Genomic DNA, 25,544 nt, shown 5'->3' with positions numbered 1-25,544 from the left:
TCAGGCTCCCTTCACTGCGGCACCGGCGATACCGGCCTTGTGCGCGACCCAGCGGATGCGATAGGCCACCAGCGTGTCACAGGCCAGCAGGGTGAACAGCAGCAGACCCTGGAACACGCCGGTCAGCGCCTTGGGCAGGCCCAGGCGCGATTGCGCTAGCTCGCCACCGATATAGAACATGCTCATGAGAATCGCCGAGAAAACCATGCCCACGGGGTGCAAACGGCCAACGAAGGCCACGATGATGGCCGCGAAGCCGTAGCCCGCAGGCACATAGGGAGTGAGCTGCCCCAGCGGGCCCGCGACTTCGAGCGCACCCGCCAGACCGGCCGTGGCGCCGGAGATCAGCAGCGCGGTCCACAGCGCCTTGCGGGAGGAAAAGCCCGCGTAGCGCGCAGCCGCCGGTGCCAGGCCGCCGACCTGCAGCGCAAAGCCAGCACGGGTGCGGAACAGAAAGGCCCACAGCACGCCGGCACCCAGCAGCGCGATGATCACGCCGATATTCATGCGCATGCCCTGCACCAGGCGCGGAATCTGGGTAACGCGCTCGAAGGTCTTGGTCTGCGGGAAGTTGTAGCCCATGGGGTCCTTCCAGGGACCATAGACCAGATAGCCCAGCACCAGCGTGGCCACATAGACCAGCATCAGGCTGACTAGGATTTCGTTGGCGTTGAAGCGGTCGCGCAGCAGGGCCACGACGCCCGCCCAGAGCATGCCGCCCAGCATGCCCGCGACCAGGATCGCGGGCACGATCCACGGCCCCGTGGTCTTGTCGGCCAGCAGGGCCATGCCGCCAGCGGCAACGGCGCCGATCACGAACTGGCCTTCGGCACCGATGTTCCAGACATTGGAGCGGAAGCACACGGCCAGGCCCAGCGCGATCAGCAGCAGCGGCGTGGCTTTCACGGCCAGCTCGCCCAGCGCATAGCCGGACTTCACGGGTTCCCAGAAGAAGGCCTGCAGACCCTTGACCGGGTCCTTGCCCAGCAGGACGAACAGGCCCACACCGATCAGCACGGTGATGAGCAGCGCCAGCACCGGCGAGCCATAGGTCCAGAACCTGGAGGCCTGAGGACGTTGTTCCAGCTTAAGCATGGGCAGCTCCCGGTGCTGCAGCCCACAGGCCGCTCATCCATTCACCGATTTGCTGCACCGTGGCATCGGCACGCGCCACCGACGGGCTCAGCCGCCCCTTGGCCACCACATGCAGGCGGTCACAGATTTCAAACAATTCGTCCAACTCCTCGCTGAGCACCAGCACGGCGCAACCGGCATCCCGCAGTTGCAGGATTTCGCCGCGTATCTGCGCGGCCGCCCCCACGTCCACCCCCCAGGTGGGCTGGGAGATGATGAGCAGGCGCGGCTTGGCATCGATCTCGCGCCCCACAATGAATTTCTGCAGATTGCCGCCCGACAGCGACTGGGCTGCCGAATGCGGCCCGCCGGCCTTGACGTTGAAGCGGCCGATGATGCTCCTGGCCTGGGCCTGCAGCTGGCCCATGCGGATCCAGCCGCCCTTGCCCAGCGCATCCTTGCGCGTCAGCAGCAGATTGTGTGCCAGGCCCATGCTGGGCACGGCACCGCGGCCCAGGCGCTCTTCGGGCACGAAGTGCAGGCCCATGCCGCGGCGGCGACCCGGGCCCATGCGGCCCACGCCCTTGCCCAGCAACTGCACCATCTCGGGCGCGGCGCGCGTGTCTTCGCCGGACAGCGCATACATCAGCTCCTTCTGGCCATTGCCCGACACCCCGGCAATCCCCAGCACCTCGCCGGCGCGCAGCTGCAGCGCGATGTCATGCAGGTCCACGCCAAACGGGTCCTGGCTCTTGAGCGACAGCCCCTGCACGCGCAGCACGGTATCGCCGGTATGGGCGCGGTGGTGCTGCAGCTCCGGCGGCTCGGAGCCTATCATCATGCGCGACAGCGAGGCATTGGTTTCGTTGGCCGGATTGCATGCGCCCGTCACCACGCCGCCGCGCAGCACCGTGCAGGCCGTGCACAGCGAGCGGATCTCATGCAGCTTGTGGCTGATATAGAGGATGGAGCAGCCTTCGGACGCCAGCCGGCGCAGCACCACGAAAAGCTTCTCGACGGCCTGGGGTGTCAGCACCGAGGTGGGCTCGTCCAGAATCAGCACGCGCGGATTGGTCAGCAGGGCGCGGATGATTTCCACGCGCTGCATCTCGCCCACGGACAGGGTGTGCACCGGGCGGTGGGCATCGACCTCCAGGCCATAGTCGCGCGCCGTGGCCTCAATGCGCCCGACCACCTCGGCCAGCGGAATGCTCTTGTCCAGACCCAGCCACACGTTTTCGGCCACGGTCAGCGTGTCGAACAGGCTGAAATGCTGGAACACCATGGCGATGCCGAGCTGGCGCGCTTCCTGCGGGTTGCGGATCTGCACCGGCTTGCCGTCGACCAGCATGGCGCCCTCGTCGGGCTTGACGGCGCCATAGATGATTTTCATCAGCGTGGACTTGCCAGCGCCGTTCTCACCCAGGATGGCATGCACCTCGCCGGGGCGCACATCCAACGATACCTGATTATTTGCTACAACAGCGGGGTATCGCTTTGTAATACCCACCAGCTGCAAACGCGCAGGCGCATCCGCTGATGGAGAGTGTGTGGGGGGGGGATTCATCGCTGGATTGTCTCTCAATTTCAATAACAAATTGACTCAAACAGGCTCTCTGCATTGAACAGCATTGCGCCACAAGCTATTGATTTCGAAGCGTTAAAGCCACGTTTCGTACAGCATCGCGCAACCAGCGGGTAGCCGCACCGGCATGCGAACGGGCGTGCCAAAGCTGGTAATAGGTCAGTGGCGGAAATTCCACAGGACAGGGCAAGATGGTCAAAGGCAGGCGCTCGCAAAACCTCTCGCAGAACAAGCGGCCCGAGGTCATGACAAGCAAGCTTGATGCCACCATGTCGGGGATCAGGCTGAAATGCGCGCAGCGCGCCGTCACCTTGCGGCTCAACCCCATGCCGGCCAGTTGCTCGTCAATCACCCCCATGGCCCCCGGGTAGGCCGGCGTGGGGGCTATATGTTCGGCCTCCAGCCACTGCTCCACATCCCAGCCGCGGCGCACGGCCGGATGTTTGGGGCTGACCAGGCAGACCACCTCGTCCTCGAACAGCTTGGCCATGTGCAAGCCCTGCGGCGGCTGGGGCCAGTTGCCTATGACCACATCCACCTCCCCCTCGGCCAACTGGCCCTCGTAGTGGGACTCGGCGCTCAGTGCCTGCACATCGACGGGGCAGTTGGGCGCCTGCTGCTTGAGCGCGACCATGAGCCGCGGCAGAAACTGGGGATCGAGGTAGTCGCTGGCCGCAATGCTGAAGGTGCGCGTCGCCGTGCGCGGATCGAACTGGCGCGCATCGCTGAACAGGCCCTCCGCCGCGCGCAAAATGTCGGCGGCGGGCTGCATCATGCGCTGCCCCACCTCGGTGGGCTGCATCTGCGTGCCCGAACGCACCAGCAGCGGATCGCCCGCCAGATCGCGCAGGCGGCGCAGTGCCGCCGATACCGCGGGCTGGTGCATGCCCAGGCGCAGCGCGGCGCGGGAGACGCTGCGTTCCGTCAGCACCGTGTGCAGCACCCGGATCAGGTGCAGGTCAATCTTGTCGAACAGGGTCTGGTCGCGCATAGGCCATGGGTGCCGGCCTACGCATGGTCGGCAACGGCACGGGGAAATTTTGTATACAAAATGATGGCGAGCGTAACCCAGCCCGGGCTTTGCACAGCCAAGGACTTGCCCCTAGCCTAGAAAGACTAGGCTGTGCTTGCCGATGCGCGGGAGGCCGCCTCAGGCCGCGGCCGTGATGACCTCCACGCGGTTGCGCCCCTTGCGCTTGGCCGCATAGCAGGCCATGTCAGCGCCCTTGAAGGCCGTGGCCACCGAGTGATAGCTGGCATCGAGCACCAGCATGCCTATGCTGGCGCTCAGCATATAGCGCTGCCCCTGGTAAGAGCCTTCCCAGTCCTGGATCGCCATGCACAGCAGCTGCGCATGACGCATGCCCTGCTCGCGGCTGACGCCGGGCATGAGCACCGCGAACTCGTCGCCGCCCACACGGGCCACCCAGCCATGGGGGCGCAGCGAGGACTCGATCAGGCGCGCGATATGCCCCAGGACCTCATCCCCCACCTCGCGCCCGCCCTGGCGGTTGACCTGGGAGAAATGATCCAGATCCACATACAGGATCACGCCATGGGTCTTCAGCTGGGCCTCGGTGGCGTCCTCGGAGTCCATGCCCGCCGCGGCCGCCAGATTGGCCGACGATCCGCACTCCTGCAGCCATTCCTTGAGACGCATGGCAAAGGCCGCACGATTGGGCAGACGCGTGAGCGGGTCGTGCATGGCCTTCCAGCTCGACTGCTCGCGCATCAGGCGCTGGGTCGTGACATCCTCCACCTCCCAGACCAGATAGTCCTCCTCGTCGCCTTCCTGGCTGCTGAGGCCCCAGGACCGGCTCATGCGCTGCATGCTCTGGCCGTGGATCCGCACCCAGACCTGCCTGGCATCCTTGCGCACAAAGCACACCTCGCTATCGAACTGGCCGTAAATATCCAGATCGCGGCTGACCCTGGCCACCAGCTCCTCATAGCCCGGCCCGGTGGCGCAGAGCGCGCGTATGGGCAGGTCCTGCATCTCGCGGGGCTGGTAGCCGAGCATGCGCGCGGCCTGCATGCCCACCCTCAGCACGCGCTGGCCCCGGGTGACCACCAGGCCCACGGGCGCGTAATCCATCAGGGTCTGCAGCTGCAGCTGCAGCTGCCGCTCCTGCTCGCTATGACCTTCACGGCTGCGCCCCAGCGCCTGCAAAGCCGTGCGCAGGACCTGGGCCTCGCCCCAGTCGTGTTCCGACAGGCGCCGCCACCAGTTGGCACCATAGACCTTGGCATCCACTTCGCCGAGCACGCCGCGCCGGGCCGCACGCTCGGCCTTGCGAAACAGCGCGGTCAGGGGATGGGCGATCAGGGTCAGCACAATCCCCAGCGCCACGACCGTCAGCAGCAGCACGGCGGCCAGCGTCCAGATCAGCTGTGCGCCAAAGCCGGGCACCCACTCCTGTACATCGGAAACCCGAAGCAGCGCCCACTGCGTCCAGGGCAGGGGCACGACGCTCCAGAGCTTGGAGCCGCGCCTCTCGCTGAGCGTTCCGGCCTGGGCCGACCTGAGCCAGGCCGGATCGAGATTCTCAAAAGCCGCAGCCTCGCCGCCTGCAGCCTGCCACTGCCCCTTATGGCCTTCGGCCAGCAGCCGGGCGTCCTTGTCGAAAAGAAACATATCGCCGGCGACGCCGGCCTGCTCATCCTCCAGCGGCAACAAGGCCGGCATGGCCGCCCTGTGACTGGCGCCCAGCACCCCGAGCAGCTTGCCCTGGGCATTGCGTATGGGCACCACGCTCTGGAATTCCAGCTGCAGCCCGGCATCGCTGGAACGCACCGAGCTCTGCACCAGGGGCTTGCCTTCGACCAAGCCGCGCCGCAGCGCATCGCGCACGGGCTCGGCCAGCTGCGTCAAAGGTCTGCTCTGCCCCTCCTGCAGACTCAGGAGCAACTGCCCCTTGCCATCGGCAAGCTGCAGCTGGTCGAACTGACGGGCCATGGAGCTGGGCTGCAGCAGCAAGGCCTCCAGTGTTTCGCGGGGCTCATGCATATGCTCGGAAAGCACGGCAGCCAGGATGGGCAAGGGCTTTTGCTGCTGCTCCACCCTGAAGGCCAGGGAGCGCGCCACATATTCCAGGGCCCGGGTCTGGGCCGGCAGGGCGCCGTCGGCAGCCGCCTTGCGCATGGAATAGCCCACCCAGGCCGCCACGCCGCTCCCGACCAGCAAGACCGCCAGCGTCACGATCAGCAGCATGCTGCGCAGCATGGGGCCGGGCCCGCGGCTCAGCCAGGGCACGCGCGGCGTTTGGTTGCCGAGCTCCGAACGCTCTGGCACAACCCAGGGCGGCTCAGCGGGCATTGAGGAAGCGTCATCGGACATGTGCGCTCAGTATAGAGAGCCGTCCGAATTGTCCAATCGGAGGAACCCCGGGAGCGCGGCGGCGCCCAAACCCCTATCCGCCGCTCTCATCCGGAAGGCAAGTGCTCAATCACCTGCCCCGAACTCAGCCCAGCGCCAGAACCTCCAGCGCGCTGGGCTTGGGCAGATCGATGACGTTGCCGCGGCCGGCGATCAGACCATGCTCGCGCAGCTGGCGCAGCACACGCGAGAAGGTCTCGGGCGCAATGCCGAGCTGGGCGGCGATCAGGCGCTTGCGGGCCTGGAGGATCACGCGCAGCCCGCCTTCGGCATGCGGCTTGGCATGGTGCAGCAGCCACTGGGCACAACGTGCCTCGGCGTCCTGCGCCAGCCGGCTCACGGCCAGCTCGGTCTGGGAGCAATAGGCCTTGGCCAGATCCTTGAGCAGCTGCTGAGCGGGCTGAGGCAGATCCGCCACCGCCTTCTGAAAGCGCGCCATGGGAATCGCATACAGGCGTCCCGCACTCTGGGCCTGCATATCGAGGCAGGACGGCCGCTCCTGCAGCGCAAAAGCCGCATCCAGCCAGGCCGGTCCCTCCACCTGCCCCAGCTGGTGGCGCAGTGTGGACTCCTGCCCCACCCCCAGCAGCACGCTGCCGCTTTCCAGGTACAGCACGGAAGCTATGGGTTGACGGCGCAGCCTGAGCCATGAGCCCGGAGCAAAGCTCTCGGGCTGCCCAAACGTGGAAACGATTTGCGACATGGAGGGCATGGTGAACATATGCTGCGCAATGTGCCGTTCTTTGCCGCCCCGTACATTGAGCCACATCAACAAGGCACGCAGCGCAAAAAGCAAAAAGGCTGCAGTACGCAACTGCAGCCTTCTGGGGCTCATGGAATCAGAGCGAATCAGTTCACCGAAGCACCGGATTCATACCATTGCTTGATGAGATTGCGCTCGTCTTCCGACAGCGCGCCAGGATTGCCGAACGGCATCTTGCGCAGCTGAACCACCTGCTGGTAGACCTGCTGGGCATGGGACTTCACGGCCTCGGCAGAGTCCAGGCGCACGCCTTTCTGCTGAATCGCCGTTCCGTGGCAGACCACGCAATGCTGCTGGAAGATGGCATTGACCTTGGCAAAGCCTTCGCCACCGGCCGCAGGGGCTGCGGGAGCAGCCACTTCAGGAGCAGGGGCCGCGGGGGCTGCGGCTTGCTCGGCAGAGGGGGCAGTGGGTGCCGCAGCCACGGGAGCAGGGGCAGCCACGGGAGCGGGCTTGAGCCAGACGAACACGGCCAGCAGAGCAGCCACGCCAACAGCGGCGTAAGGCCAGGGATGGCTGTTACGACCCAGCTTGTAGCCGTGACGCATCACGAAGAATTGGCGGATAGCGGCGCCGGCAAACATCATGCCGATCAGCACCAGCCAGTTCATCTTGTGGCTGTACAGCCAGCCGTAGTGATTGGACAGCATGGCGAACAGCACGGGCAGCGTGAAGTAGGTGTTGTGCACGCTACGCTGCTTGGCACGCTGGCCGTGACGGGGGTCCACGGGCTGGCCGGCCTTCAAAGCGGCCACCACCTTGCGCTGGCCGGGGATGATCCAGAAGAACACATTGGCGCTCATGGAGGTCGCGATCATCGCGCCCATCAGCAGGAAGGCGGCTTGGCCGGGGAAGATGTGGCAAGCCAGGTAGGCTGCGATACACACCAGGACCAGCACCATGGCGCCGACGGTGGCGTCGCCATTCTTCTTCTGGCCAAAGGTGCGGCAGATGAAGTCATACAGCAGCCAGAACACCACCAGGAAGGCCAGCGCCGAGGCAATCGCCGCAGGCGTGCTCATGGCATTGGGGTCGCCAGGGGTGACCAAGTAGATGTTCGCGTTCCACAGATAGGAAACCGTGAGCAGCGCAAAACCCGACAGCCAAGTGGTGTAGCTTTCCCAATAGAACCAGTGCAGGTGGTCCGGCATCTTGGGAGGCGACACGTTGAACTTGACGGGGTGGTAGAAACCACCGCCGTGCACAGCCCAGAGTTCGCCGCTGACGCCCTGCTTTTTCAGGTCGTCGTCAATAGGTGGCGTCAAGCTGCTGTCCAGGAACACGAAGTAGAAGGAGGAACCGACCCAGGCGATGGCGGTGATGACGTGGAGCCACCGCAACAGCAGGCCGGCCCAGTCGAGAATGTAGCTTTCCATAGCTCTCAACCTTGGCAGCGCGGGGCTGCCGAACAAACCTGCTCACCACTGCGGGCGCTCTGAGCAGAAGAAAAGGCCGCGCTCCCGCACGTTGAAACACGGGGCACCGCTGCGACCATTCTGTCGACCGAAAGTGTATGCAATTTTTGCTGCCAAAACATCCGATCCAAGGGTATCCCGCCCCAGTGATTTCCCTAGGTCGAGATCAGCTGCAAGTTCCGGGCCAGCGATTTCCGGCCGGCCCATCTTGACGACGCCCACCCTGCACCACAAACCGGCACTCATGCCCGATAAGGTGCGCCTACAGCTGCTGGCTCTGGCGCTGCTGCAGCAGCTGCGCCGCCACGGCAACCGCAATCACCTCGGGCTCCTTGCCGTCGATGCCGGGCACGCCTATGGGACAGGTGACCTGTGCCAGCTCCTCGTCGCTGAAGCCGCGCTCGCGCAGACGGCGGCTGAAGGTGGCCCACTTGGTCTTGCTGCCGATCAGGCCGATATAGGGCAGATCCCCATGCTGGCGCTGGCGCAGCAGGCAGCTGGCCACGATCTCCAGATCCTCGGCATGGCTGAAGCTCATGATCAGCACCTGGCTGCGGGCCGGCAGATCGGCGACCGCGGCCTGCACCGGGTCGGAATGCTCGCACTCCACGCCGATCTGCTCCTGCTCCGGAAACACCGCATCGCGGCTGTCCACCCAGATCACGCGGTAAGGCAGGCTGCCGAGAATGCGCACCAGCGCATGGCCCACATGCCCCGCACCGAACAGCGCCACACAGCTCGTGGGCACGGGCAGCTGGCCGCGCAGCCTGGCGCCCTCCCCGGCGCCGAACCACGAATAATGCAGCTCCACGCTGCCGCCGCAGCACTGGCCCAGACTCGGGCCCAGAGCATAGCGCTGCACATGGCTTTGGCCCGAGCCATGCCCGGCCGCACTCCATTGGCGCAGCAATTGCCGCGCCTGCTCCATGGCCTGCCATTCCAGATGGCCGCCGCCTATGGTCCCCAGCATCCGGTCGGCGAACACCGCCATCCAGGCTCCCGGCTCGCGGGGTACGGAGCCGCGCGCGGCATGCACCCATACCCAGCACAGCGGTTCATGCTCGAGCCGCGCCAGAATCTGTTTGTAGGTTTCGCTCCACATGGCCATGACTGTCTTGATAGAGAGGGAGATCAATATTCGCCGAATTCCACCCCGGCCATAGATCTGTCCCGGTATGGACTGGCTAACAAAGCACGCATAGTCGATAACGCCCGCTGCGCATCTGTTGCATCTGCTTGCCAGCTGCCGCCCGGGGTTTCTGCAGGGCCGCCGCTTTTCAGGATACGCTCGGCGGCATGCCCGAACCCATAGCCCCCTCCACCAGCATTGCATCCGCGCCACGCACCAAAGCCTGGCTCTGGGCCGGTATGGCCCTGTCCGTCGCAGCCCTGCTCTCCGCCTGCCAGACGCCACCCAGCTCCGCGCCCCAGGCCTCGGCAACGGTCAACAAGCTCTATCGCCAGGATGCGGCCCAGCATATTTATGCGCGCAACGCAGACCGTATCTACAAGGGCAAGCTGCCACCCCTGCTGTATGCGATCGGCGTGCTGCAGGTCCAGCTCGATGCCCAGGGACGCGTCAAGAACCTGCACTGGATGCGCAAGCCCACGCACGCTCCCGAAGTGGTCGCCGAGATCGAGCGCACGGTGCGCGCGGCCAGTCCCTTCCCGGCTCCGGGGCGCACGGGAGCCGTGAGCTATACCGATACCTGGCTCTGGGACGAGTCCGGCAGATTCCAGCTCGATACCCTGACCGAGGGACAGCTGAGCCAGTGATTCCGGCCGCAGCGCCTGCTGACATAAAAAAACCGGCGCATGCCGGTTTTTTTATGGAGGGGGAAGTGATTCCTCCCTGGGGCAGGATTACTCCACGACCTTGGTGATCTTGGAGCCCTGCAGCGACACGCCGGCTTCCAGACCCGCATTGGTCAGCACATAGCTGGTCACGGGTGCCTGGGCCGTAGTGGTGTCGATGCTGCCGTTGGCGCCGATCTTGCCGGCCGCCACCGTGGCGTCAGCCCCCACGGACCAGCCGTTGCTGTTGATGAACTTGTCCAGCGCCTCCTGGGTGTTGAACACATAGATCACGGCCTTGGACTGGCCGCCGGCCTGCCAGCCGATGGAAGCGCCCGTGGTGCTGTAGTAGCTGTGGTTGCGGCCGTTGATGCGCAACACGCCGCGGCCATGCTCGACACCGACCACAAAGCTGCCGCCGATCACCGACGGGAAGATCAGCACGCCCCTGGCGCGCTGCACCATTTCCTTGGAGCCGGGAGCCGTCTGGTACAGGCGCTCCAGCGCGGAATTGGCGCGGGTGTTGAGAGTCGTTGCATCTGCGCGCGGAGCCGAAGCCGTGTCGGGACCGGTCGTGGTGCAGGCGACCATGGACAGAGCACCCACGGCCACTGCAGCGGCCATTGCCAGAGAACGCAGAGAATTTTGACGCATACCAATACCCTTTCTTAGGATGAATGTGCTCGCACATTCCAAAGTTATAAAAGGACGGAAGGACTCGCACGGCAACCATACGGTCACCGCTCTCATCCTCCACACACTGACAGCCTCAAGACAGGGCTGTCCCGATCCTAGTGCAGCTGGTTACGGAATAAACACTATAGCGGCAGCTTGCGCTCTTGACCTACAAAAAGCGGGTCTGTGCCGCAAAAAGCACTGGCGGCGATCTGCAGGCATGCAGCCGCTGTTGAACGAAACGGCAGCGCTTGCTGCCATGCCTTGATGAGCGGAAGATGACAGAACGCAGAGAATTTCGGCGCTAGCATTCCCGCCACAACAACAGCGTCGACAACGGGGAGTTCATGAGGTTCTGGAGTTACTTTCACCATCCACAGGCAGCCATGGTGCTGCTGCGCGTCACGCTGGCCGTGCTCATGCTGTTTCATGGCTGGGCCAAGATCCGCTACGGCATCGGCGGCATAGCGCACATGATCGAGGCCAAGGGCGGCCCGGGCTGGCTGGCCTATGCGGTCTATCTGGGCGAGGTGGTGGCGCCGCTGCTGCTGCTGGTAGGACTGTGGGTGGTGCCGGCGGCGCTGGTGATCGCCATCAATATGCTGGTGGCCTTTTTGCTGGTGCACACCCGGCAGGTGCTGATGCTGCATAGCTCGGGCGGCTGGGCGCTGGAGCTGCAGCTTTTGCTCTTCGTCGCGGCCCTGGTCGTGGCCATGAGCCATTCCAAGAGCAAATAAGTGCTACAGGCCCCGCGCGGGCCTTCAAATAAATGAGCGGCCTGCGCCTTTCATCTTTGAACCTCAGACATATTTCAATCTGAAATCAAGGATAAATCGGCGCAAGCCGCTTTCATTTTTGCCATGTTCCTCAGTACGAGCGACAAGCCCGTCCTGGTCCGCGCTCAGGAGCCGCGGTAGGTGGAATAGCTCCAGGGGCTGACCAGCAGGGGCACATGGTAGTGCTGGTCGACATTGGCCACGCCGAAGTCCAGGCTCACCTTGTTCAGAAAGCTGGGTTCGGGCAGCTGCACGCCGCGGGCCTTGAAGTAGGCCGCAACGTCGAAGGTCAGGCGGTAGGTGCCGACCTTGAGCGTGCTGTTGTCGAACAGCGGCGCATCGGTGCGGCCGTCATGGTTCAGCACCAGGCTCTTGATCAGCGTGGCCTTGTCGCCTTCGGTGGAAAACAGCTCGACGGCCATGCCTGCGGCGGGGCAGCCATTCATGGTGTCGAGAACGTGGGTGCTCAGGCCCATGGGAATCTCCTCGGAGGCGGACCAGGCCCGCCTTGGTTGTGTCAAACGTCAATACATGCCAAAGCTCCGAAGCCGCACGCAGCCTCGCGGCGCTCCAGTCTTTGCCAACACAAAGTGTATACAGTTTATGTACTCAAACCAAGGCTCTACAGACCTGACTTCTAGGTACATATCCGCAGTGGTCAGCAATCCTCAGGGTGGCGCCGACCGGCGCACCTACACTGCGCGCTATTCCGCCAGCCCGCGAGCGGCTGTATTCCAACCACAAACTCCGGAGACACCATCATGCAATTGCGCGCCACCGCACAAGCGGCCTGCCTGGCGATAGCCATTGCCGGCCTGGCCGGCCTGAGCGCCTGCAGCAGCACGCCCGCCGATCCCGGCAGCAACACCGCAGTGCCAGTGGCCACAGCCGCCGCAGCGCCCGCAGCCGCCCCCATCACCCAGTCCAATGCAGCCAAGGCCGCCGCCTCCGCCTATGACTTCGACATGGATGTGTTCCATCCCGTCGAAGCCAGGAGCGGCATGGTCGCCTCCGAGCAGGAACTGGCCACCCAGATCGGCGTGGACATTCTGAAGGCCGGCGGCAATGCCGTGGATGCGGCCGTGGCCGTGGGCTTTGCACTGGCCGTGGCCCTGCCCAATGCCGGCAATATCGGCGGCGGCGGCTTCATGATGGTGCACGACGCCAAGAGCGGCAAGGACATCGCGCTGGACTTCCGTGAAGTCGCGCCCAAGGGCGCCTCGCGCAATATGTACCTGGACGCCCAGGGCCATGTCATCGATGGCAAATCCCTCTACACCCACCATGCGGTGGGCGTGCCCGGCACCGTGGCCGGCATGACGCACGCGCTCTCGCGCTGGGGCTCCATGCCGCTGGCCAAGGTGATGGCACCGGCCATCGCGCTGGCCGAAAAAGGCTATCCCGTGAGCGCGACCCTGGCCAAGACCCTGGATCAGGAAAAAAAGAATATGGGCCAATGGCCCGCCACCCAGGCCATCTTCTGGAAGAACGGCGCGCCGCTGAAGAGCGGCGAGCAGCTGGTGCAAAAAGACCTGGCCCAGTCCATGCGCCTGATCAGCCAGCAAGGTGCCAAGGCCTTCTACCAGGGCGCGATCGCACAGAAGATCGCGGCCGAAATGACGCCTCACGCCCATGCCATCACGCTGCAGGATCTGCGCGACTACCAAGTCGTGGAGCGCGAGCCCGTGCGCGGCAGCTACCGCGGCTACCAGATCGTGACCATGCCGCCGCCCTCGTCGGGCGGCGCGCATCTGATCCAGATCCTGAACAAGATGGAGCACTGGCCCATGAAACAGTGGCGCGCCGACAGCGCGCAAAGCGTGCACTACATGACCGAGGCCATGAAGCTGGCCTATGCCGACCGCGCCGAATACCTGGGCGACCCGGACTTCGTGAAGATTCCGCTCCAGGGTCTGATCTCCAAGAGCTACGCCAGCGAGCTGGTCGCCACCATCCAGCCAGGCAAGGCGCGCCCCAGCCGGGAGATCAAGCCCGGCAAACCCCAGCCCTACGAAAGCGACCAGACCACGCATTACTCGGTGGTGGACAAGGCCGGCAATGCCGTGGCCGTGACCTATACGCTGAACACCAACTTCGGCAGCGGCATCGTGGCCAAGGGCACGGGCATCGTGCTCAACAACGAGATGGACGATTTCTCGGCCAAGCCCGGCGTGGCCAATGCCTACGGCCTGGTGGGCGGCGATGCCAATGCCGTGGCGGCGGGCAAGCGCCCGCTGTCGTCGATGACGCCCACGCTGGTGCTCAAGGACGGCCAGCCCGTGCTGGTCACGGGCAGCCCCGGCGGCGCGCGCATCATCACCACGGTGCTGCAGCAGGTCGTCAACTACATAGACCACGGCATGAACCCTATGGAGGCTGCGGCCACGCCGCGCTTCCACCACCAGTGGACGCCCGATGAACTGCGCATAGAGAAAGGCTTCAGCGCCGACACCGTGGCCCTGCTCAGGCAATGGGGGCACAACGTGGTGCTCAAGCCCGCCATGGGCCGCACCCAGACCATAGAGATCAAGAACGGCATGCTGTACGGCGCCTCCGATCCGCGCAACCCCGACGGCAAGACCATGGGGTTTTGAGGCCGCCCTGAGCCGCTGGCGCGGGCAGCCATCGCCTCGGAAGCCGCGACGGAGCCCATAAAAAAGCCGCGCTCACCGAGCGCGGCTTTTTGCTAGCAGGACGACGACGCTCCAAAGACGCAGCACGCATTGATGCGCCCGGCCGCCGCCGCCCACCCCACCAAACGGATCAGTCTTCGACCTTCTGGCCGATTTCGAAGTTAGCCTGGATTTCCAGGGCACGCACCATGCCGGAGTGATCCCAGGCAGCGCCGCCGTGGGCCACGCAGCTGTTAAACAGTTCCTGCGCCTGGGCCGTGTTGGGCAGCGATACGCCGAGCTGGCGCGCGCTGGACAGGGCCAGATTCAGGTCCTTCTGGTGCAGGGCGATGCGGAAGCCCGGATCGAAGGTGCGCTTGATCATGCGCTCGGCATGCACTTCCAGGATCTTGGAAGAGGCAAAGCCGCCCAGCAGGGCTTCGCGCACGCGGGCCGGATCGGCGCCGGCACGCGAGGCGAACAGCAGGGCTTCGGCCACGGCTTCGATGTTCAGCGCCACGATGATCTGGTTGGCCACCTTGGCGGTCTGGCCGTCGCCGTTGCCGCCCACCAGGGTGATGTTCTTGCCCATCTTCTCGAACAGGGGCTTGACGCGCGCAAAAGCCGCGTCGGGGCCGCCCACCATGATGGACAGCGTGCCGTTCTTGGCACCGACTTCGCCGCCGGAGACGGGAGCGTCCAGGTACTGGGCGCCAGCGGCTTCGATGCGCTTGGCGAAGTCCTTGGTGGCCACGGGGGAGATGGAAGACATGTCCACCACGATCTTGCCCGAGCTGCCCTTGAGGCCGGCGGCCACGCCGTCTTCACCGAACAGCACCTTTTCCACGTCGGGCGTGTCGGGCACCATGATGAAGATGATGTCGGCACGCTCGGCCACGCCGCGGGCCGTGGTGCACTGGGTGGCGCTGCTCTCGGCGATAGGTGCAGGCACCTTGCCGTGGGTGTTGACGAACAGCTGGTGGCCGGCCGAGATCAGATGGCCGCACATGGGGGCGCCCATGATGCCCAGGCCGATGAAACCCAGCTTGAGGGACGATGCGTTCATGATGTACTCCTAATCTTTCTTCTCAATCTAAATTCGATAGCTGGCTGCGCGTGCCTATCAAGGCTTATGCAGCCACCGCAGCTTTTGTCCAGCCGCCGATCTTGGTCAGCCAGCCCAGGCCCGACTCGGTGCCGTTGGCGGGCTTGTATTCGCAGCCTATCCAGCCCTGGTAGCCGATGCGGTCCAGATGCGCGAACAGGAAGGGGTAGTTGATCTCGCCGGTGCCCGGTTCGTTGCGGCCGGGGTTGTCGGCCAGCTGGATGTGACCGATGCGGCCCAGCTGCTTTTGCATGGTCGCGGCCAGCTCGCCTTCCACGCGCTGGGCGTGATAGATGTCGTACTGCACAAAGGCGTTGGGCGCGCCCACTTCGTCCAGGATGGACAGAGCATCGTCCGTGCGGTTCAGGTAGAAGCCGGGGATGTCGAAGGGGTTGATGGGCTCGATCAGCAGGCGGATGTTGGCGGCGCTCAGAGCGGCCGCAGCAAAGCGCAGGTTCTCGACAAAGGTACGGCGCACCACGGCGGCGTCGACGCCGGCAGGAACCTTGCCAGCCAGGCAGTTGAGCTGGGGCACGCCCAGGGCGTGGGCATAGGTCACGGCCTTGGCCACGCCGGCGCGGAACTCGTCCACGCGCTTGGGGTCGCAGGCAATGCCGCGCTCGCCCGCATCCCAGTCGCCCGCAGGCAGGTTGTGCAGAACAATCTTCAGGCCTGTGGCGTCCAGACGTTTCTTGATCTCTTCCACGGTGTGGGCATAGGGGAAGAGAAACTCCACGGCTTCAAAGCCTGCGTTTGCGGCACGCTCGAAACGCTCGAGGAAAGGCACCTCGGTGAACAACATGCTCAGGTTGGCTGCAAAACGGGGCATGGTAAAAGTCTCCGGTAATCGTTGATGTGGGGCTGGCGGGCGCCAAGCAAGGGCCGCCCCGCCGCGAAGGCGTCGTCCCCCTCCCGAAGAGAGAGGGGGGAAGCGGCGCAGCCGCTCAGGGGGAGCTCTCTCTCAGTCCAGCAGAGCCAGAGCGCTGGGCGCGTCGGCCTTCTCGGTCGCCAGGTCTTCGAACTCGACCACGTTGTCGATTTCGGCGCCCATGGAGATGTTGGTCACACGCTCCAGGATGCACTCGATCACCACAGGGGTCTTGTGCTCGGCCATCCAGGCTTCGGCCTGTGCCATGGCGGGGGCAAAGTCTTCGGCACGGTGCACGCGGATGGCCTTGCAACCCAGACCTTCAACGACCTTAACATGGTCGACCCCGTAGCCGCGAGTGGCATCACCCTCATCCATGTTGATATTGTCGAACGCCAATTGCACGCAATAGTCGATCGAGAAAGCGCGCTGCGCCTGGCGGATCAGGCCCAGGTAGCTGTTGTTCACCAGCACGTGAACATAGGGCAGCTTGAACTGAGCGCCCACGGCCAGCTCTTCGATCATGAACTGGAAGTCGTAGTCACCCGACAGGGCCACGATCTTGCGCTTGGGGTCGGCCACGCGCACGCCCAGGGCGGCGGGAGTGGTCCAGCCCAGAGGACCGGCCTGGCCGCAGTTGATCCAGTTGCGGGGCTTGTACACGTGCAGGAACTGGGCACCGGCGATCTGCGACAGACCGATGGTGGACACATAGGTCGTGTCGCGGTCCAGAGTGCGGTTCATGCACTGGTAGACGCGCTGCGGCTTCATCGGCACGTTGTCGAAGTTGGTCTTGCGCAGGTACTCGACGCTGTTCTTGCGGCCCTGGCACTCGGCCACCCAGGCCTTGCGGCACTTGAGCTTGCCGGTAGCCTTCCACTCCTTGGCCACGGCAACGAATTGCTCCAAAGCCGCCTTGGCGTCGGAAACGATGCCGTAATCGGGCGCGAACACGCGGCCGATCTGGGTGGGCTCGATGTCCACGTGGATGAACTTGCGGCCCTTGGTGTAGACCTCGACCGAGCCGGTGTGGCGGTTGGCCCAGCGGTTGCCGATGCCGAACACGAAGTCCGAAGCCAGCATGTTGGCGTTGCCGTAACGGTGGCTGGTCTGAAGACCGCACATGCCGACCATCAGGGGGTGATCGTCGGGGATGGTGCCCCAGCCCATCAAGGTGGGGATCACGGGCACGTTCAGGATTTCGGCCAGCTCGACCATCAGCTCGGAGGCATCGGCGTTGATCACACCGCCACCGGAGACCAGCAGGGGACGCTCGGATTCGTTGAGCATCTCGATGGCCTTCTCGGCCTGCTTGCGCGAAGCCGCTGGCTTGTAGGCGGGCAGGGGCTCGTAGGTGTCGATATCGAATTCGATCTCGGCCAGTTGCACGTCGATAGGCAGATCGATCAGCACGGGGCCGGGACGGCCGGAGCGCATCAGGTGAAAAGCCTGCTGGAAGGCGCGCGGCACCTGGGCGGGTTCCAGCACGGTGGTGGCCCACTTGGTCACGGGCTTGGCGATGGAGGCGATGTCCACGGCCTGGAAGTCTTCCTTGTGCAGACGCGAGCGAGGTGCCTGGCCGGTAATGCACAGGATTGGGATGGAGTCGGCGCTGGCCGAGTACAGACCGGTGATCATGTCGGTGCCGGCGGGGCCGCTGGTGCCGATGCACACGCCGATGTTGCCGGCCACCGCACGGGTATAGCCTTCGGCCATGTGGCTGGCGCCTTCGACGTGGCGGGCCAGGATGTGGCCGATGCCACCGTGGTCCTTCAGCGCTGCGTACAGCGGATTGATCGCAGCACCGGGAACGCCGAATGCAACGCTAACACCTTCTTTTTCGAGCACGCGGACTGCGGCTTCGATCGCTTTCATTTTGGCCATGAGGTCTCCTTCAAACTGGAATCGACTTTATTCAAGACCCATGCTTGCTGGAAGCCGCTTGCGGACCATAAAATTTATTCCACTGAAGAATAAATAGGAGACAAAACCATGGACAGACTCGATGCCATGCACATGTTTGTGCGCGTGGTGGAGACCGGCAGCTTCACCAAGGTGGCGCAGGAATTCGCCACCACCCAGCCCACGGTGACCAAGCAGGTCGCGGCCATGGAAACCCGGCTCAAGGTGCGCCTGCTCAATCGCAACACGCGCGGCGTGAGCCTGACCGAGGCCGGCGCGCTCTACTACGAGAAGTGCAAGGTCATCGTCAACGACGTGGCCGAGGCCGAAAGCGTGGTCAAGGTGCGCCAGTCTCAGGTCCAGGGGCAGTTGCGCATCGGCAGCTCAGTGGCCTTCGGGCGCCGGGTGCTGATCCCGCTGGCCATGGAGTTCATGAAGCAAAATCCCCAGGTCCAGGTAGACCTGAGCTTCGAGGACCGCTACACCGACCTGGTGGCCAACGGCATAGACGTGGCGCTGCGCCTGGGCAAGCTGGCCGACTCGTCTCTGGGCGCACGCATGCTGGGCGTCAATCCCTGGGTGCTGGTGGCCTCCAACACCTATCTGCGCAAGCACGGCACGCCGCGCCGGCCCTCGGACCTCAAGGAGCATTCCACGCTGATCTACAGCAGCGTGCAGGGCAACGACATCTGGCGGCTGCGCAATCCCAGCGGCGAGCCCGTGTCCGTCCCCGTCACGGGGCGGCTGCGCTCCAACAACCTCTCGGCCCTGCTGGCCGCCGCACGCTCGCACATGGGCATTGCGGCCCTGCCCCGCTACGTGGCCCAGGACTCGCTCAAGGACGGCCGCGTGGTCGAGGTGCTCAAGACCTGCCGCCTGCCCGAGCAGGAGATTCACGCGGTCTACCCCTCGCCGCGCCTGGTGCCGCAGAAGGTCCAGTCCTTCATCGCTTTTCTGCAGGGCAAGTTTGACGAGGCCTGGTGGGAAGACCTGCCGCGCGGTGGGTGAAACCCTTCCCCCTGAGTCGCTTCGCCTCGCGGCTCCGCGCCTTCCCCCTCTCTGTACGCGCTACGCGCTAACGGAAGGGGACGCAGCCCTCGCCGCGAGGCGGCTCTTGCTCGGCGGCCCCTATTTGGGTCGCGCCAGATTCATGCGCTGCGGATATAAAAAAAAGAGCAGCTACCGCTTGATGAGCGGTAGCTGCAGATTGTTTTCACGCTGAAATCTTTGGATAGCCAGCGCAAGCAGCTATCCAATTTGAAGTTTTCAGAGAATCAAAATCGCGCGGAAGTCATTCACATTGGTATGCGTGGGCCCCGTGACCACCAGATCGCCGAGCGCCTCGAAATAGCCATAGGCGTCGTTGCGGTCCAGATAGTCGCTGATGCGCATATTCTTCTCCGCTGCACGCTGGAGCGTGCAGGGCGAAACGCGCGCTCCGGCGTTGTCCTCCACGCCGTCGATGCCATCCGTGTCGGCAGCCAGCGCCCAGACCTTTTCCTGGCCCTGCAAGGCCTGGGCCAGCCCCATGCAGAACTCGCCCGCACGACCGCCACGGCCCTTGGCTGCGCCCGGTTGACGAGGACGAATCGTCACCGTGGTTTCACCACCCGAGAGAATCACGCAAGGCTTGGCAAAGGGCTCGCCACGCTTGGCGACGGCGCGGGCCAGAGCCGCATGCACCTTGCCCACTTCGCGTGATTCACCTTCCATTTCGTCGGACAGCACATGCACGGCAATGCCTGCCTCACGCGCCGCTGCCGCAGCCGCTTCCAGCGACTGCTGGGGCGTGGCGATCAGATGCACCTCATGGCCCGCAAAGCGCGCATCGCCGGGCTTGGGCGTCTCCAGCGTGCCGTCCAGCAGCGCGGCGCGCACGGCATCGGGCACGCCGATCTGGTAGCGGTCAAGAATGGCCAGCGCGTCGGCGCAGGTCGAGGCATCGGGCACCGTGGGGCCGCTGGCGATGATGGAGGGATCGTCGCCGGGCACGTCGCTGATGGTCAGCGTCACAACCTTGGCCGGATGGCAGGCCGCGGCCAGGCGCCCGCCCTTGATGCGCGAGAGATGCTTGCGCACGCAGTTCATCTCGCTGATGGCCGCGCCGCTTTCGAGCAAGGCCTTGTTGATGCGCTGCTTTTCCTGCAGGTCTATGCCTGCGGCCGGCAGGGTCAGCAGGGCCGAGCCACCACCCGAGATCAGGCACAGCACCAGATCGTCCTCGGTCAACCCCTGGGTCAGCGCCAGAATGCGCTCGGCCGCGGCCAGGCCTGCGGCATCGGGCACGGGGTGGGCGGCCTCCACCACTTCCAGACGCTGGGCCAGGCCTGCGGGACGCGGCGGAATATGGCCGTAGCGCGTGACCACCAGGCCCGACAGCGGTGCATCTGCGGGCCACAGCGCTTCCAGCGCCTGGGCCATGGAGCCGCCGGCCTTGCCGGCGCCCAGCACCACGGTGCGGCCCTTGGGCGGACTGGGCAGGTAGCGTGCCAGGCCTTCGATGGGCAGGGCGTTGCGCACGGCCACGTCGTAGAGGTGGCGCAAAAAGCCTGCCGGATCCTGCTGGGGCGAGGGCGCAGCGGGATCCTGCGCGTGCGAGGAGGTATTCTGTGCTTGCATAGTTCATTCATTGTGCATTCCGGCATTTTTGCCTCACAGGCGCCCGCCGGTCACAACACTGCTGATATTTGCTGCAGCAATGGCGCAAATCCTTGCCACGCCTAGATTTGCCTGAACCAGCATCCGCTTTGCACATGCAGTCCTGGGGCAAACACCATGTTTGGTCGACAGAAACTGTATACAAAACTTGTCTTCAACCGCTATGATGGATTTATGGAAACTTCCACCACCAGTTTCATTGTCGAAAGCCTGACCAGGGCCATCGTCGAGCATCGGCTGATGCCCGGCACCAAGCTGGCCGAACAGAAGCTGGCCGACCACTTTGGTGTCTCCCGCACCCTGGTACGCCAGGCCCTGTTCCAGCTCTCGCAGAACAAGCTGATCAAGCTCGAGCCCGCGCGCGGCGCCTTTGTGGCCACGCCGTCCGTGGACGAGGCGCGCCAGGTGTTTGCCGTGCGCCGCATGCTGGAAGCCGAAATGGTGCGCAGCTTTGTGACCCAGAGCACGCCCGCCAAGATCCGCGCGCTCAAAGCCCATGTGGCCGCCGAGAAAAAGGCCATGGAAGCCAATGACGTGGGCCAGCGCACCGAGCTGCTGGGCGACTTTCACGTGCGCATGGCCGAGCTCATGGGCAACGAGGTGCTGGCTCAGCTGCTGGGCGAGCTGATCTCGCGCTGCGCACTGATCACGCTGATGTACCAGTCGGCGTCGGCGGCCGAGCACTCCCACGAGGAGCATGCCTCCATCGTCGCGGCCCTGGCCGAAGGCGATGCCGAGCGCTCCGTGCTTTTGATGCAGCAGCACCTGGACCACGTGGAAGCAGGCCTGACCTTTGACCGCGATCTGCCAACGAACGACCTCTCGATGGCACTTTCCTCCATCTCACTATGATTTACGACTCCACCGCCTCCTACCCCCGCGACCTGATCGGCTACGGTCGCACCACGCCCAACCCTGAATGGCCCGGCAAAGCCCGCGTGGCTGTGCAATTCGTACTCAACTACGAAGAAGGCGGTGAGAACAATGTGCTGCATGGCGACCCCGCCAGCGAGCAGTTCCTGTCCGAGATGTTCAACCCGGCCGCGTATCCCGCGCGCCATATGAGCATGGACGGCATCTATGAATACGGCTCGCGCGCCGGCGTCTGGCGCATCCTGAGCGAATTCGAGAAGCGCGGCCTGCCGCTGACCGTGTTCGGCGTGGCCACGGCCCTGCAAAAGCACCGCGAGCTGGCCCAGGCCTTTGCCGAGCTCGGCCATGAAGTGGCCTGCCATGGCCTGAAGTGGATTCACTATCAGAACGTGCCCGAAGAAATCGAGCGCGCCCATATGCAGCAGTGCCTGGAGATCTTCGGCGAGCTGTACGGCCATGACGGCGACCACGGCCTCGGCTGGTACACGGGCCGCGACAGCCCCAACAGCCACCGCCTGGTGGCCGATGCCGGCCGCTTCAGCTACGACAGCGACTACTACGGCGACGACCTGCCGTTCTGGATGAAGGTCGCCAAAACCGACGGCGGCACGCGCAACCAGCTCATCGTGCCCTACACGCTCGATGTGAACGATATGCGCTTTGCCCTGCCCCAGGGCTACTCCCATGCCGACCCGTTCTTCCAGTACATGAAGGACACCTTCGACACCCTGTACGCCGAAGGCGATCCGTCCGGCGACAACGCGCCCAAGATGATGAGCATCGGCATGCACTGCCGCCTGCTGGGCCGCCCCGGCCGCATCACGGCGCTGCAGCGTTTCCTCGACCACATCCAGAAACACGACAAGGTCTGGGTGTGCCGCCGTATTGACCTGGCTCGCCACTGGGCCGAGCGTTTCCCCTGCAAGGATTGATTGCGACATGGCTTTGACCCTGGAACAACTGAACGCCGCCGACGCGGCCACCGCCACCGACCTGCTCGATGGCCTGTACGAGCACTCGCCCTGGATTGCCGCCAAGGCGCTGGAGCAGCGCCCCTTCAAATCCATGGCCCACATCAAGCACGCCATGGCCAAGGTGCTGGCCGAAGCCAGTGAGCAGGCCAAGCTCGATCTGATCCGCGCTCACCCGGAGCTGGCCGGCAAGCAGATGGAAACCAACACGCTCACGGCCGAATCGACCAATGAGCAAAAGAAGGCGGGCCTCACAAACTGCACGCCCGAGGAGTTGGAGCACATCCGCAAGCTCAACGCCGAATACGGCAAGCGCTTTGGCTTCCCCTTCATCCTGGCAGTGCGCGGCGCGCGCGGCCTGGGCCTGTCCAAGGCCGAGATCATCGCGACCTTCGAGCGTCGCATGTTCAACCACCCCGACTACGAACAGGCCGAGGCACTGCGCAACATCCACCGCATTGCCGAGATCCGCCTCAACGACAAGTTCGGCTACGAGCCCGTCGCAGGCAACGAAGTCTGGGACTGGCAGGAGCGCCTGTCCACCAACAGCGACCCCGGCTACGCCGAAAAAGGCCAGCTCACGGTGACTTATCTGACCGATGCCCACCGTGCCTGCGCCCAGCGCATCAGCCACTGGATGCGTGAAATCGGCTTCGACGAAGTCGAGATCGACGCCGTGGGCAACGTGGTCGGCCGCTACAAGGCGGCCACCGAAGGCGCCAAGACCCTGCTGACCGGCAGCCACTACGACACCGTGCGCAACGGCGGCAAGTACGACGGCCGCCTGGGCATCTTCGTGCCCATGGCCTGCGTCAAGCAGCTGGCCCAGCAAGGCAAGCGCCTGCCCTTCAACATCGAAGTCGTGGGCTTTGCCGAAGAGGAAGGCCAGCGCTACAAGGCCACCTTCCTGGGCTCTGGCGCCCTGGTCGGCGACTTCAAGCAGGAATGGCTGGAGCAAAAGGACGCCGACGGCATCACGCTGCGCGAAGCCATGACCCACGCCGGCCTGTGCATAGACGACATTCCCAAGCTGGAGCGCGACCCCGCCAAATATCTGGGCTTTGTCGAGGTGCACATCGAGCAGGGTCCCGTGCTCAACGAGCTCGACATCCCCCTGGGCATCGTCACCTCCATCAACGGCAGCGCCCGCTATGTCTGCGAGTTCATCGGCATGGCCAGCCACGCCGGCACCACGCCCATGAACCGCCGCCGCGATGCGGCCGCAGGCGTGGCCGAGCTGTCGCTGTACATCGAAAAGCGTGCCGGCCAGGATGGCGACAGCGTGGCCACCATCGGCCAGCTGAACGTGCCCTCGGGCTCGGTCAACGTGGTGCCCGGCCGCTGCCAGTTCTCGCTGGACCTGCGCGCCCCCACCAACGAGCAGCGTGACGCCATGATCAACGACATCATGGCCGAGATGGCAGCGATCGCCGAGCGCCGTGGCCTGCGCTATACCACCGAGCTGTCGATGAAGGCGGCTGCTGCCCCTAGCGCCCCCGCATGGCAAAAGCGCTGGGAAAACGCTGTGGACGCACTGGGTGTGCCCCTGTTCCGCATGCCCAGCGGCGCCGGCCACGACGCCATGAAGCTGCACGAAATCATGCCCCAGGCCATGTTGTTCGTGCGCGGCCTCAACGCCGGCATCAGCCACAACCCGCTCGAGTCCTCGACTTCCGACGATATGCAACTGTCCGTGGATGCCTTCACCCACGTTCTCAACCAACTGGCTCAAGAACAGCAATGACCAATATGAACCAAGACAAGCAAGCCACCTACGCGGCCCTCGACGCCTGGATCGACCAGCACTTCGACGAGGAAGTGAAGTTCCTGCAAGCCATGGTGCAGGTCCCCACGGACACGCCTCCCGGCAACAACGCTCCCCATGCCGAGCGCACGGCCGAGCTGATCAAGACCTTCGGCTTCGATGCCGAGAAGCACGCCGTGCCCGAAGCCGATGTGAAGGCCTACGGCATGGAGTCCATCACCAACCTGATCGTGCGCCGCCCCTATGGCGACGGCGGCAAGACCATCGCCCTGAACGCCCACGGCGACGTGGTGCCTCCGGGCGAAGGCTGGACCAAGGACCCCTACGGCGCCGAGATCGAAGACGGCAAGCTGTACGGCCGCGCCGCTGCCGTGAGCAAGAGCGACTTCGCCTCGTTCACCTTCGCCGTGCGTGCCCTGGAAGCCGTGGCCAAGCCCAGCAAGGGCGCGGTGGAACTGCACTACACCTACGACGAAGAGTTCGGCGGCATCATGGGCCCCGGCTGGTTGCTGGAAAAAGGCCTGACCAAGCCCGACCTGATGATCGCAGCGGGCTTCAGCTACGAAGTAGTTACCGCTCACAACGGCTGCCTGCAGATGGAAATCACCGTGCAGGGCAAGATGGCTCACGCCGCCGTGCCCCACACCGGTGTGGACGCGCTGCAAGCCACTGCGGTGCTGCTGACGGCTCTGTACGCCGAGAACGTGAAGTACAAGCAAGTCACCTCCAAGGTGCCCGGCATCAAGCATCCCTACCTGAACGTGGGCCGCATCGACGGCGGCACCAACACCAATGTGGTGCCCGGCAAGGTCATGCTGAAAATCGACCGCCGCATGATTCCCGAAGAGAATCCCGTGGAAGTGGAAGCCAGCATCCGTGCCGTGATCGCCAAGGCGATTGCCGACTTCAACACCCAGGGCGGCTACACCGGTGAAGACGCCGTGCGCGTGGACATCAAGCGCCTGCTGCTGGCCAATGCCATGACGCCCCTGGACGGCAACAAGCCCCTGGTCGACGCCATCCAGGCCCACGGCGAAGCGGTCTTCGGCGAGAAGCCTCCTGCAGTGGGCACGCCTCTGTACACCGACGTGCGCCTGTATGTCGAGCGCGGCATCCCCGGCGTGATCTACGGCGCCGGCCCCCGCACCGTGCTGGAATCGCACGCCAAGCGCTCCGACGAGCGCCTGGTGCTCGAGGACCTGCGCCGCGCGACCAAGGTCGTGGCCCGCTCGCTGGCAGACCTGCTGGCCTGAACGCGCAGCACTATTTGAATGCCTGACCTTCGCCTATCAAGGCAAGGGTTTTCAAGGAGCCTGGACCCGTCCAGGCTCC

Annotated in this window: 21 protein-coding genes; 8 read left to right on the top strand and 13 right to left on the bottom strand. The window is 64.6% G+C overall.

What is annotated here, in order from left to right; genetic code table 11:
- The 7 genes from AB6724_RS02255 to xdhC all read right to left on the bottom strand — a co-directional run bounded on the left by AB6724_RS02255 (nucleotide 1) and on the right by xdhC (nucleotide 9,315).
- On the bottom strand, nucleotides 1-1,095 hold the full coding sequence (locus AB6724_RS02255) for an ABC transporter permease (protein ID WP_369336871.1): 1,095 nt from the start codon (nucleotides 1,093-1,095) through the stop codon (nucleotides 1-3).
- The gene (locus tag AB6724_RS02250; protein ID WP_369336870.1) at nucleotides 1,088-2,641 is read right to left on the bottom strand and encodes an ABC transporter ATP-binding protein; all 1,554 of its coding nucleotides are present in this window, start codon (nucleotides 2,639-2,641) and stop codon (nucleotides 1,088-1,090) included. The genes AB6724_RS02255 and AB6724_RS02250 overlap by 8 nt, the downstream gene beginning before the upstream one ends.
- A 76-nt stretch (nucleotides 2,642-2,717) precedes the next feature.
- Nucleotides 2,718-3,650, bottom strand: coding sequence for a LysR family transcriptional regulator (locus AB6724_RS02245; protein ID WP_369336869.1), 933 nt, complete (start codon nucleotides 3,648-3,650; stop codon nucleotides 2,718-2,720).
- Between the two features lie 159 nt (nucleotides 3,651-3,809).
- Nucleotides 3,810-5,996, bottom strand: coding sequence for a sensor domain-containing diguanylate cyclase (locus AB6724_RS02240; RefSeq protein WP_369336868.1), 2,187 nt, complete (start codon nucleotides 5,994-5,996; stop codon nucleotides 3,810-3,812).
- Nucleotides 5,997-6,120: 124 nt separating this feature from the next.
- Nucleotides 6,121-6,756 (bottom strand): Crp/Fnr family transcriptional regulator, encoded by a 636-nt coding sequence (locus AB6724_RS02235; RefSeq protein ID WP_439329817.1) that lies wholly within the window; start codon nucleotides 6,754-6,756, stop codon nucleotides 6,121-6,123.
- A 128-nt stretch (nucleotides 6,757-6,884) separates the two neighbouring features.
- Nucleotides 6,885-8,174 carry a urate hydroxylase PuuD gene (locus AB6724_RS02230; RefSeq protein ID WP_369336866.1) on the bottom strand — a complete coding sequence of 430 codons (1,290 nt, stop codon included), beginning with the start codon at nucleotides 8,172-8,174 and terminating at the stop codon, nucleotides 6,885-6,887.
- Between the two features lie 301 nt (nucleotides 8,175-8,475).
- Nucleotides 8,476-9,315: a xanthine dehydrogenase accessory protein XdhC gene (gene xdhC, locus AB6724_RS02225; RefSeq protein WP_369337019.1), complete on the bottom strand. Its 840-nt coding sequence runs from the start codon at nucleotides 9,313-9,315 to the stop codon at nucleotides 8,476-8,478.
- Between the two features lie 194 nt (nucleotides 9,316-9,509).
- Between xdhC and AB6724_RS02220 the strand changes: the two genes are divergently transcribed.
- Nucleotides 9,510-9,989 (top strand): energy transducer TonB, encoded by a 480-nt coding sequence (locus AB6724_RS02220; protein ID WP_439329816.1) that lies wholly within the window; start codon nucleotides 9,510-9,512, stop codon nucleotides 9,987-9,989.
- 87 nt (nucleotides 9,990-10,076) lie between these two features.
- Here the strand turns inward: AB6724_RS02220 and AB6724_RS02215 are convergent, their stop codons facing one another.
- Nucleotides 10,077-10,661, bottom strand: coding sequence for a BPSL1445 family SYLF domain-containing lipoprotein (locus tag AB6724_RS02215; RefSeq protein WP_369336865.1), 585 nt, complete (start codon nucleotides 10,659-10,661; stop codon nucleotides 10,077-10,079).
- Nucleotides 10,662-11,029: 368 nt separating this feature from the next.
- Between AB6724_RS02215 and AB6724_RS02210 the strand changes: the two genes are divergently transcribed.
- The gene (locus AB6724_RS02210) at nucleotides 11,030-11,419 is read left to right on the top strand and encodes a DoxX family protein (protein ID WP_369336864.1); all 390 of its coding nucleotides are present in this window, start codon (nucleotides 11,030-11,032) and stop codon (nucleotides 11,417-11,419) included.
- 164 nt (nucleotides 11,420-11,583) lie between these two features.
- Here AB6724_RS02210 and uraH read toward each other — a convergent pair whose 3' ends face one another.
- Nucleotides 11,584-11,934, bottom strand: a complete 351-nt coding sequence (uraH, locus tag AB6724_RS02205; RefSeq protein ID WP_369336863.1) for a hydroxyisourate hydrolase — start codon at nucleotides 11,932-11,934, stop codon at nucleotides 11,584-11,586.
- A 285-nt stretch (nucleotides 11,935-12,219) separates the two neighbouring features.
- On the opposite strand from uraH, the gene ggt reads away from it, so the two are divergent.
- Complete coding sequence (ggt, locus tag AB6724_RS02200; protein WP_369336862.1) at nucleotides 12,220-14,052, top strand: gamma-glutamyltransferase; 1,833 nt, start codon at nucleotides 12,220-12,222, stop codon at nucleotides 14,050-14,052.
- A 169-nt stretch (nucleotides 14,053-14,221) separates the two neighbouring features.
- Here ggt and glxR read toward each other — a convergent pair whose 3' ends face one another.
- The 3 genes from glxR to gcl all read right to left on the bottom strand — a co-directional run bounded on the left by glxR (nucleotide 14,222) and on the right by gcl (nucleotide 17,927).
- Nucleotides 14,222-15,136: a 2-hydroxy-3-oxopropionate reductase gene (gene glxR, locus AB6724_RS02195; protein ID WP_369336861.1), complete on the bottom strand. Its 915-nt coding sequence runs from the start codon at nucleotides 15,134-15,136 to the stop codon at nucleotides 14,222-14,224.
- A gap of 64 nt (nucleotides 15,137-15,200) precedes the next feature.
- Nucleotides 15,201-16,004: a hydroxypyruvate isomerase gene (gene hyi / locus AB6724_RS02190; RefSeq protein WP_369336860.1), complete on the bottom strand. Its 804-nt coding sequence runs from the start codon at nucleotides 16,002-16,004 to the stop codon at nucleotides 15,201-15,203.
- 132 nt (nucleotides 16,005-16,136) lie between these two features.
- The gene (gene gcl / locus AB6724_RS02185; RefSeq protein WP_369336859.1) at nucleotides 16,137-17,927 is read right to left on the bottom strand and encodes a glyoxylate carboligase; all 1,791 of its coding nucleotides are present in this window, start codon (nucleotides 17,925-17,927) and stop codon (nucleotides 16,137-16,139) included.
- Nucleotides 17,928-18,035: 108 nt separating this feature from the next.
- On the opposite strand from gcl, the gene AB6724_RS02180 reads away from it, so the two are divergent.
- The gene (locus AB6724_RS02180; protein WP_369336858.1) at nucleotides 18,036-18,953 is read left to right on the top strand and encodes a LysR family transcriptional regulator; all 918 of its coding nucleotides are present in this window, start codon (nucleotides 18,036-18,038) and stop codon (nucleotides 18,951-18,953) included.
- Between the two features lie 258 nt (nucleotides 18,954-19,211).
- Here the strand turns inward: AB6724_RS02180 and AB6724_RS02175 are convergent, their stop codons facing one another.
- Complete coding sequence (locus AB6724_RS02175; RefSeq protein ID WP_369336857.1) at nucleotides 19,212-20,564, bottom strand: glycerate kinase type-2 family protein; 1,353 nt, start codon at nucleotides 20,562-20,564, stop codon at nucleotides 19,212-19,214.
- 213 nt (nucleotides 20,565-20,777) lie between these two features.
- On the opposite strand from AB6724_RS02175, the gene AB6724_RS02170 reads away from it, so the two are divergent.
- Genes AB6724_RS02170 through AB6724_RS02155 form a run of 4 tightly spaced genes read left to right on the top strand, consistent with a single transcriptional unit; the run spans nucleotide 20,778 to nucleotide 25,465 of the window.
- Nucleotides 20,778-21,455, top strand: a complete 678-nt coding sequence (locus tag AB6724_RS02170; RefSeq protein WP_369336856.1) for a GntR family transcriptional regulator — start codon at nucleotides 20,778-20,780, stop codon at nucleotides 21,453-21,455.
- Nucleotides 21,452-22,408, top strand: a complete 957-nt coding sequence (gene puuE, locus AB6724_RS02165) for an allantoinase PuuE (RefSeq protein WP_369336855.1) — start codon at nucleotides 21,452-21,454, stop codon at nucleotides 22,406-22,408. Before AB6724_RS02170 ends, puuE begins: the two co-directional genes overlap by 4 nt.
- A gap of 7 nt (nucleotides 22,409-22,415) precedes the next feature.
- Entirely contained in the window at nucleotides 22,416-24,191 is a 1,776-nt protein-coding gene (gene uraD, locus AB6724_RS02160; RefSeq protein ID WP_369336854.1) for a 2-oxo-4-hydroxy-4-carboxy-5-ureidoimidazoline decarboxylase, read from the top strand.
- Nucleotides 24,188-25,465 carry a M20 family metallopeptidase gene (locus tag AB6724_RS02155; RefSeq protein ID WP_369336853.1) on the top strand — a complete coding sequence of 426 codons (1,278 nt, stop codon included), beginning with the start codon at nucleotides 24,188-24,190 and terminating at the stop codon, nucleotides 25,463-25,465. The genes uraD and AB6724_RS02155 overlap by 4 nt, the downstream gene beginning before the upstream one ends.
- The last annotated feature ends 79 nt before the right edge of the window (nucleotides 25,466-25,544 follow it).

The organism is Comamonas guangdongensis (assembly GCF_041079535.1).
Lineage (GTDB): Bacteria > Pseudomonadota > Gammaproteobacteria > Burkholderiales > Burkholderiaceae_C > Comamonas > Comamonas guangdongensis.
This window is presented reverse-complemented; position numbering and strand designations above follow the sequence as displayed.

What these genes read in the sequence shown, in the direction of transcription:
- AB6724_RS02255 (WP_369336871.1), bottom strand. Translation starts at nt 1,095, where the DNA reads ATGCTTAAGCTGGAACAACGTCCTCAGGCCTCCAGGTTCTGGACCTAT.
- AB6724_RS02250 (WP_369336870.1), bottom strand. Translation starts at nt 2,641, where the DNA reads ATGAATCCCCCCCCCACACACTCTCCATCAGCGGATGCGCCTGCGCGT.
- AB6724_RS02245 (WP_369336869.1), bottom strand. Translation starts at nt 3,650, where the DNA reads ATGCGCGACCAGACCCTGTTCGACAAGATTGACCTGCACCTGATCCGG.
- AB6724_RS02240 (WP_369336868.1), bottom strand. Translation starts at nt 5,996, where the DNA reads ATGTCCGATGACGCTTCCTCAATGCCCGCTGAGCCGCCCTGGGTTGTG.
- AB6724_RS02235 (WP_439329817.1), bottom strand. Translation starts at nt 6,756, where the DNA reads ATGTTCACCATGCCCTCCATGTCGCAAATCGTTTCCACGTTTGGGCAG.
- AB6724_RS02230 (WP_369336866.1), bottom strand. Translation starts at nt 8,174, where the DNA reads ATGGAAAGCTACATTCTCGACTGGGCCGGCCTGCTGTTGCGGTGGCTC.
- xdhC (WP_369337019.1), bottom strand. Translation starts at nt 9,315, where the DNA reads ATGTGGAGCGAAACCTACAAACAGATTCTGGCGCGGCTCGAGCATGAA.
- AB6724_RS02220 (WP_439329816.1), top strand. Translation starts at nt 9,510, where the DNA reads ATGCCCGAACCCATAGCCCCCTCCACCAGCATTGCATCCGCGCCACGC.
- AB6724_RS02215 (WP_369336865.1), bottom strand. Translation starts at nt 10,661, where the DNA reads ATGCGTCAAAATTCTCTGCGTTCTCTGGCAATGGCCGCTGCAGTGGCC.
- AB6724_RS02210 (WP_369336864.1), top strand. Translation starts at nt 11,030, where the DNA reads ATGAGGTTCTGGAGTTACTTTCACCATCCACAGGCAGCCATGGTGCTG.
- uraH (WP_369336863.1), bottom strand. Translation starts at nt 11,934, where the DNA reads ATGGGCCTGAGCACCCACGTTCTCGACACCATGAATGGCTGCCCCGCC.
- ggt (WP_369336862.1), top strand. Translation starts at nt 12,220, where the DNA reads ATGCAATTGCGCGCCACCGCACAAGCGGCCTGCCTGGCGATAGCCATT.
- glxR (WP_369336861.1), bottom strand. Translation starts at nt 15,136, where the DNA reads ATGAACGCATCGTCCCTCAAGCTGGGTTTCATCGGCCTGGGCATCATG.
- hyi (WP_369336860.1), bottom strand. Translation starts at nt 16,004, where the DNA reads ATGCCCCGTTTTGCAGCCAACCTGAGCATGTTGTTCACCGAGGTGCCT.
- gcl (WP_369336859.1), bottom strand. Translation starts at nt 17,927, where the DNA reads ATGGCCAAAATGAAAGCGATCGAAGCCGCAGTCCGCGTGCTCGAAAAA.
- AB6724_RS02180 (WP_369336858.1), top strand. Translation starts at nt 18,036, where the DNA reads ATGGACAGACTCGATGCCATGCACATGTTTGTGCGCGTGGTGGAGACC.
- AB6724_RS02175 (WP_369336857.1), bottom strand. Translation starts at nt 20,564, where the DNA reads ATGCAAGCACAGAATACCTCCTCGCACGCGCAGGATCCCGCTGCGCCC.
- AB6724_RS02170 (WP_369336856.1), top strand. Translation starts at nt 20,778, where the DNA reads ATGGAAACTTCCACCACCAGTTTCATTGTCGAAAGCCTGACCAGGGCC.
- puuE (WP_369336855.1), top strand. Translation starts at nt 21,452, where the DNA reads ATGATTTACGACTCCACCGCCTCCTACCCCCGCGACCTGATCGGCTAC.
- uraD (WP_369336854.1), top strand. Translation starts at nt 22,416, where the DNA reads ATGGCTTTGACCCTGGAACAACTGAACGCCGCCGACGCGGCCACCGCC.
- AB6724_RS02155 (WP_369336853.1), top strand. Translation starts at nt 24,188, where the DNA reads ATGACCAATATGAACCAAGACAAGCAAGCCACCTACGCGGCCCTCGAC.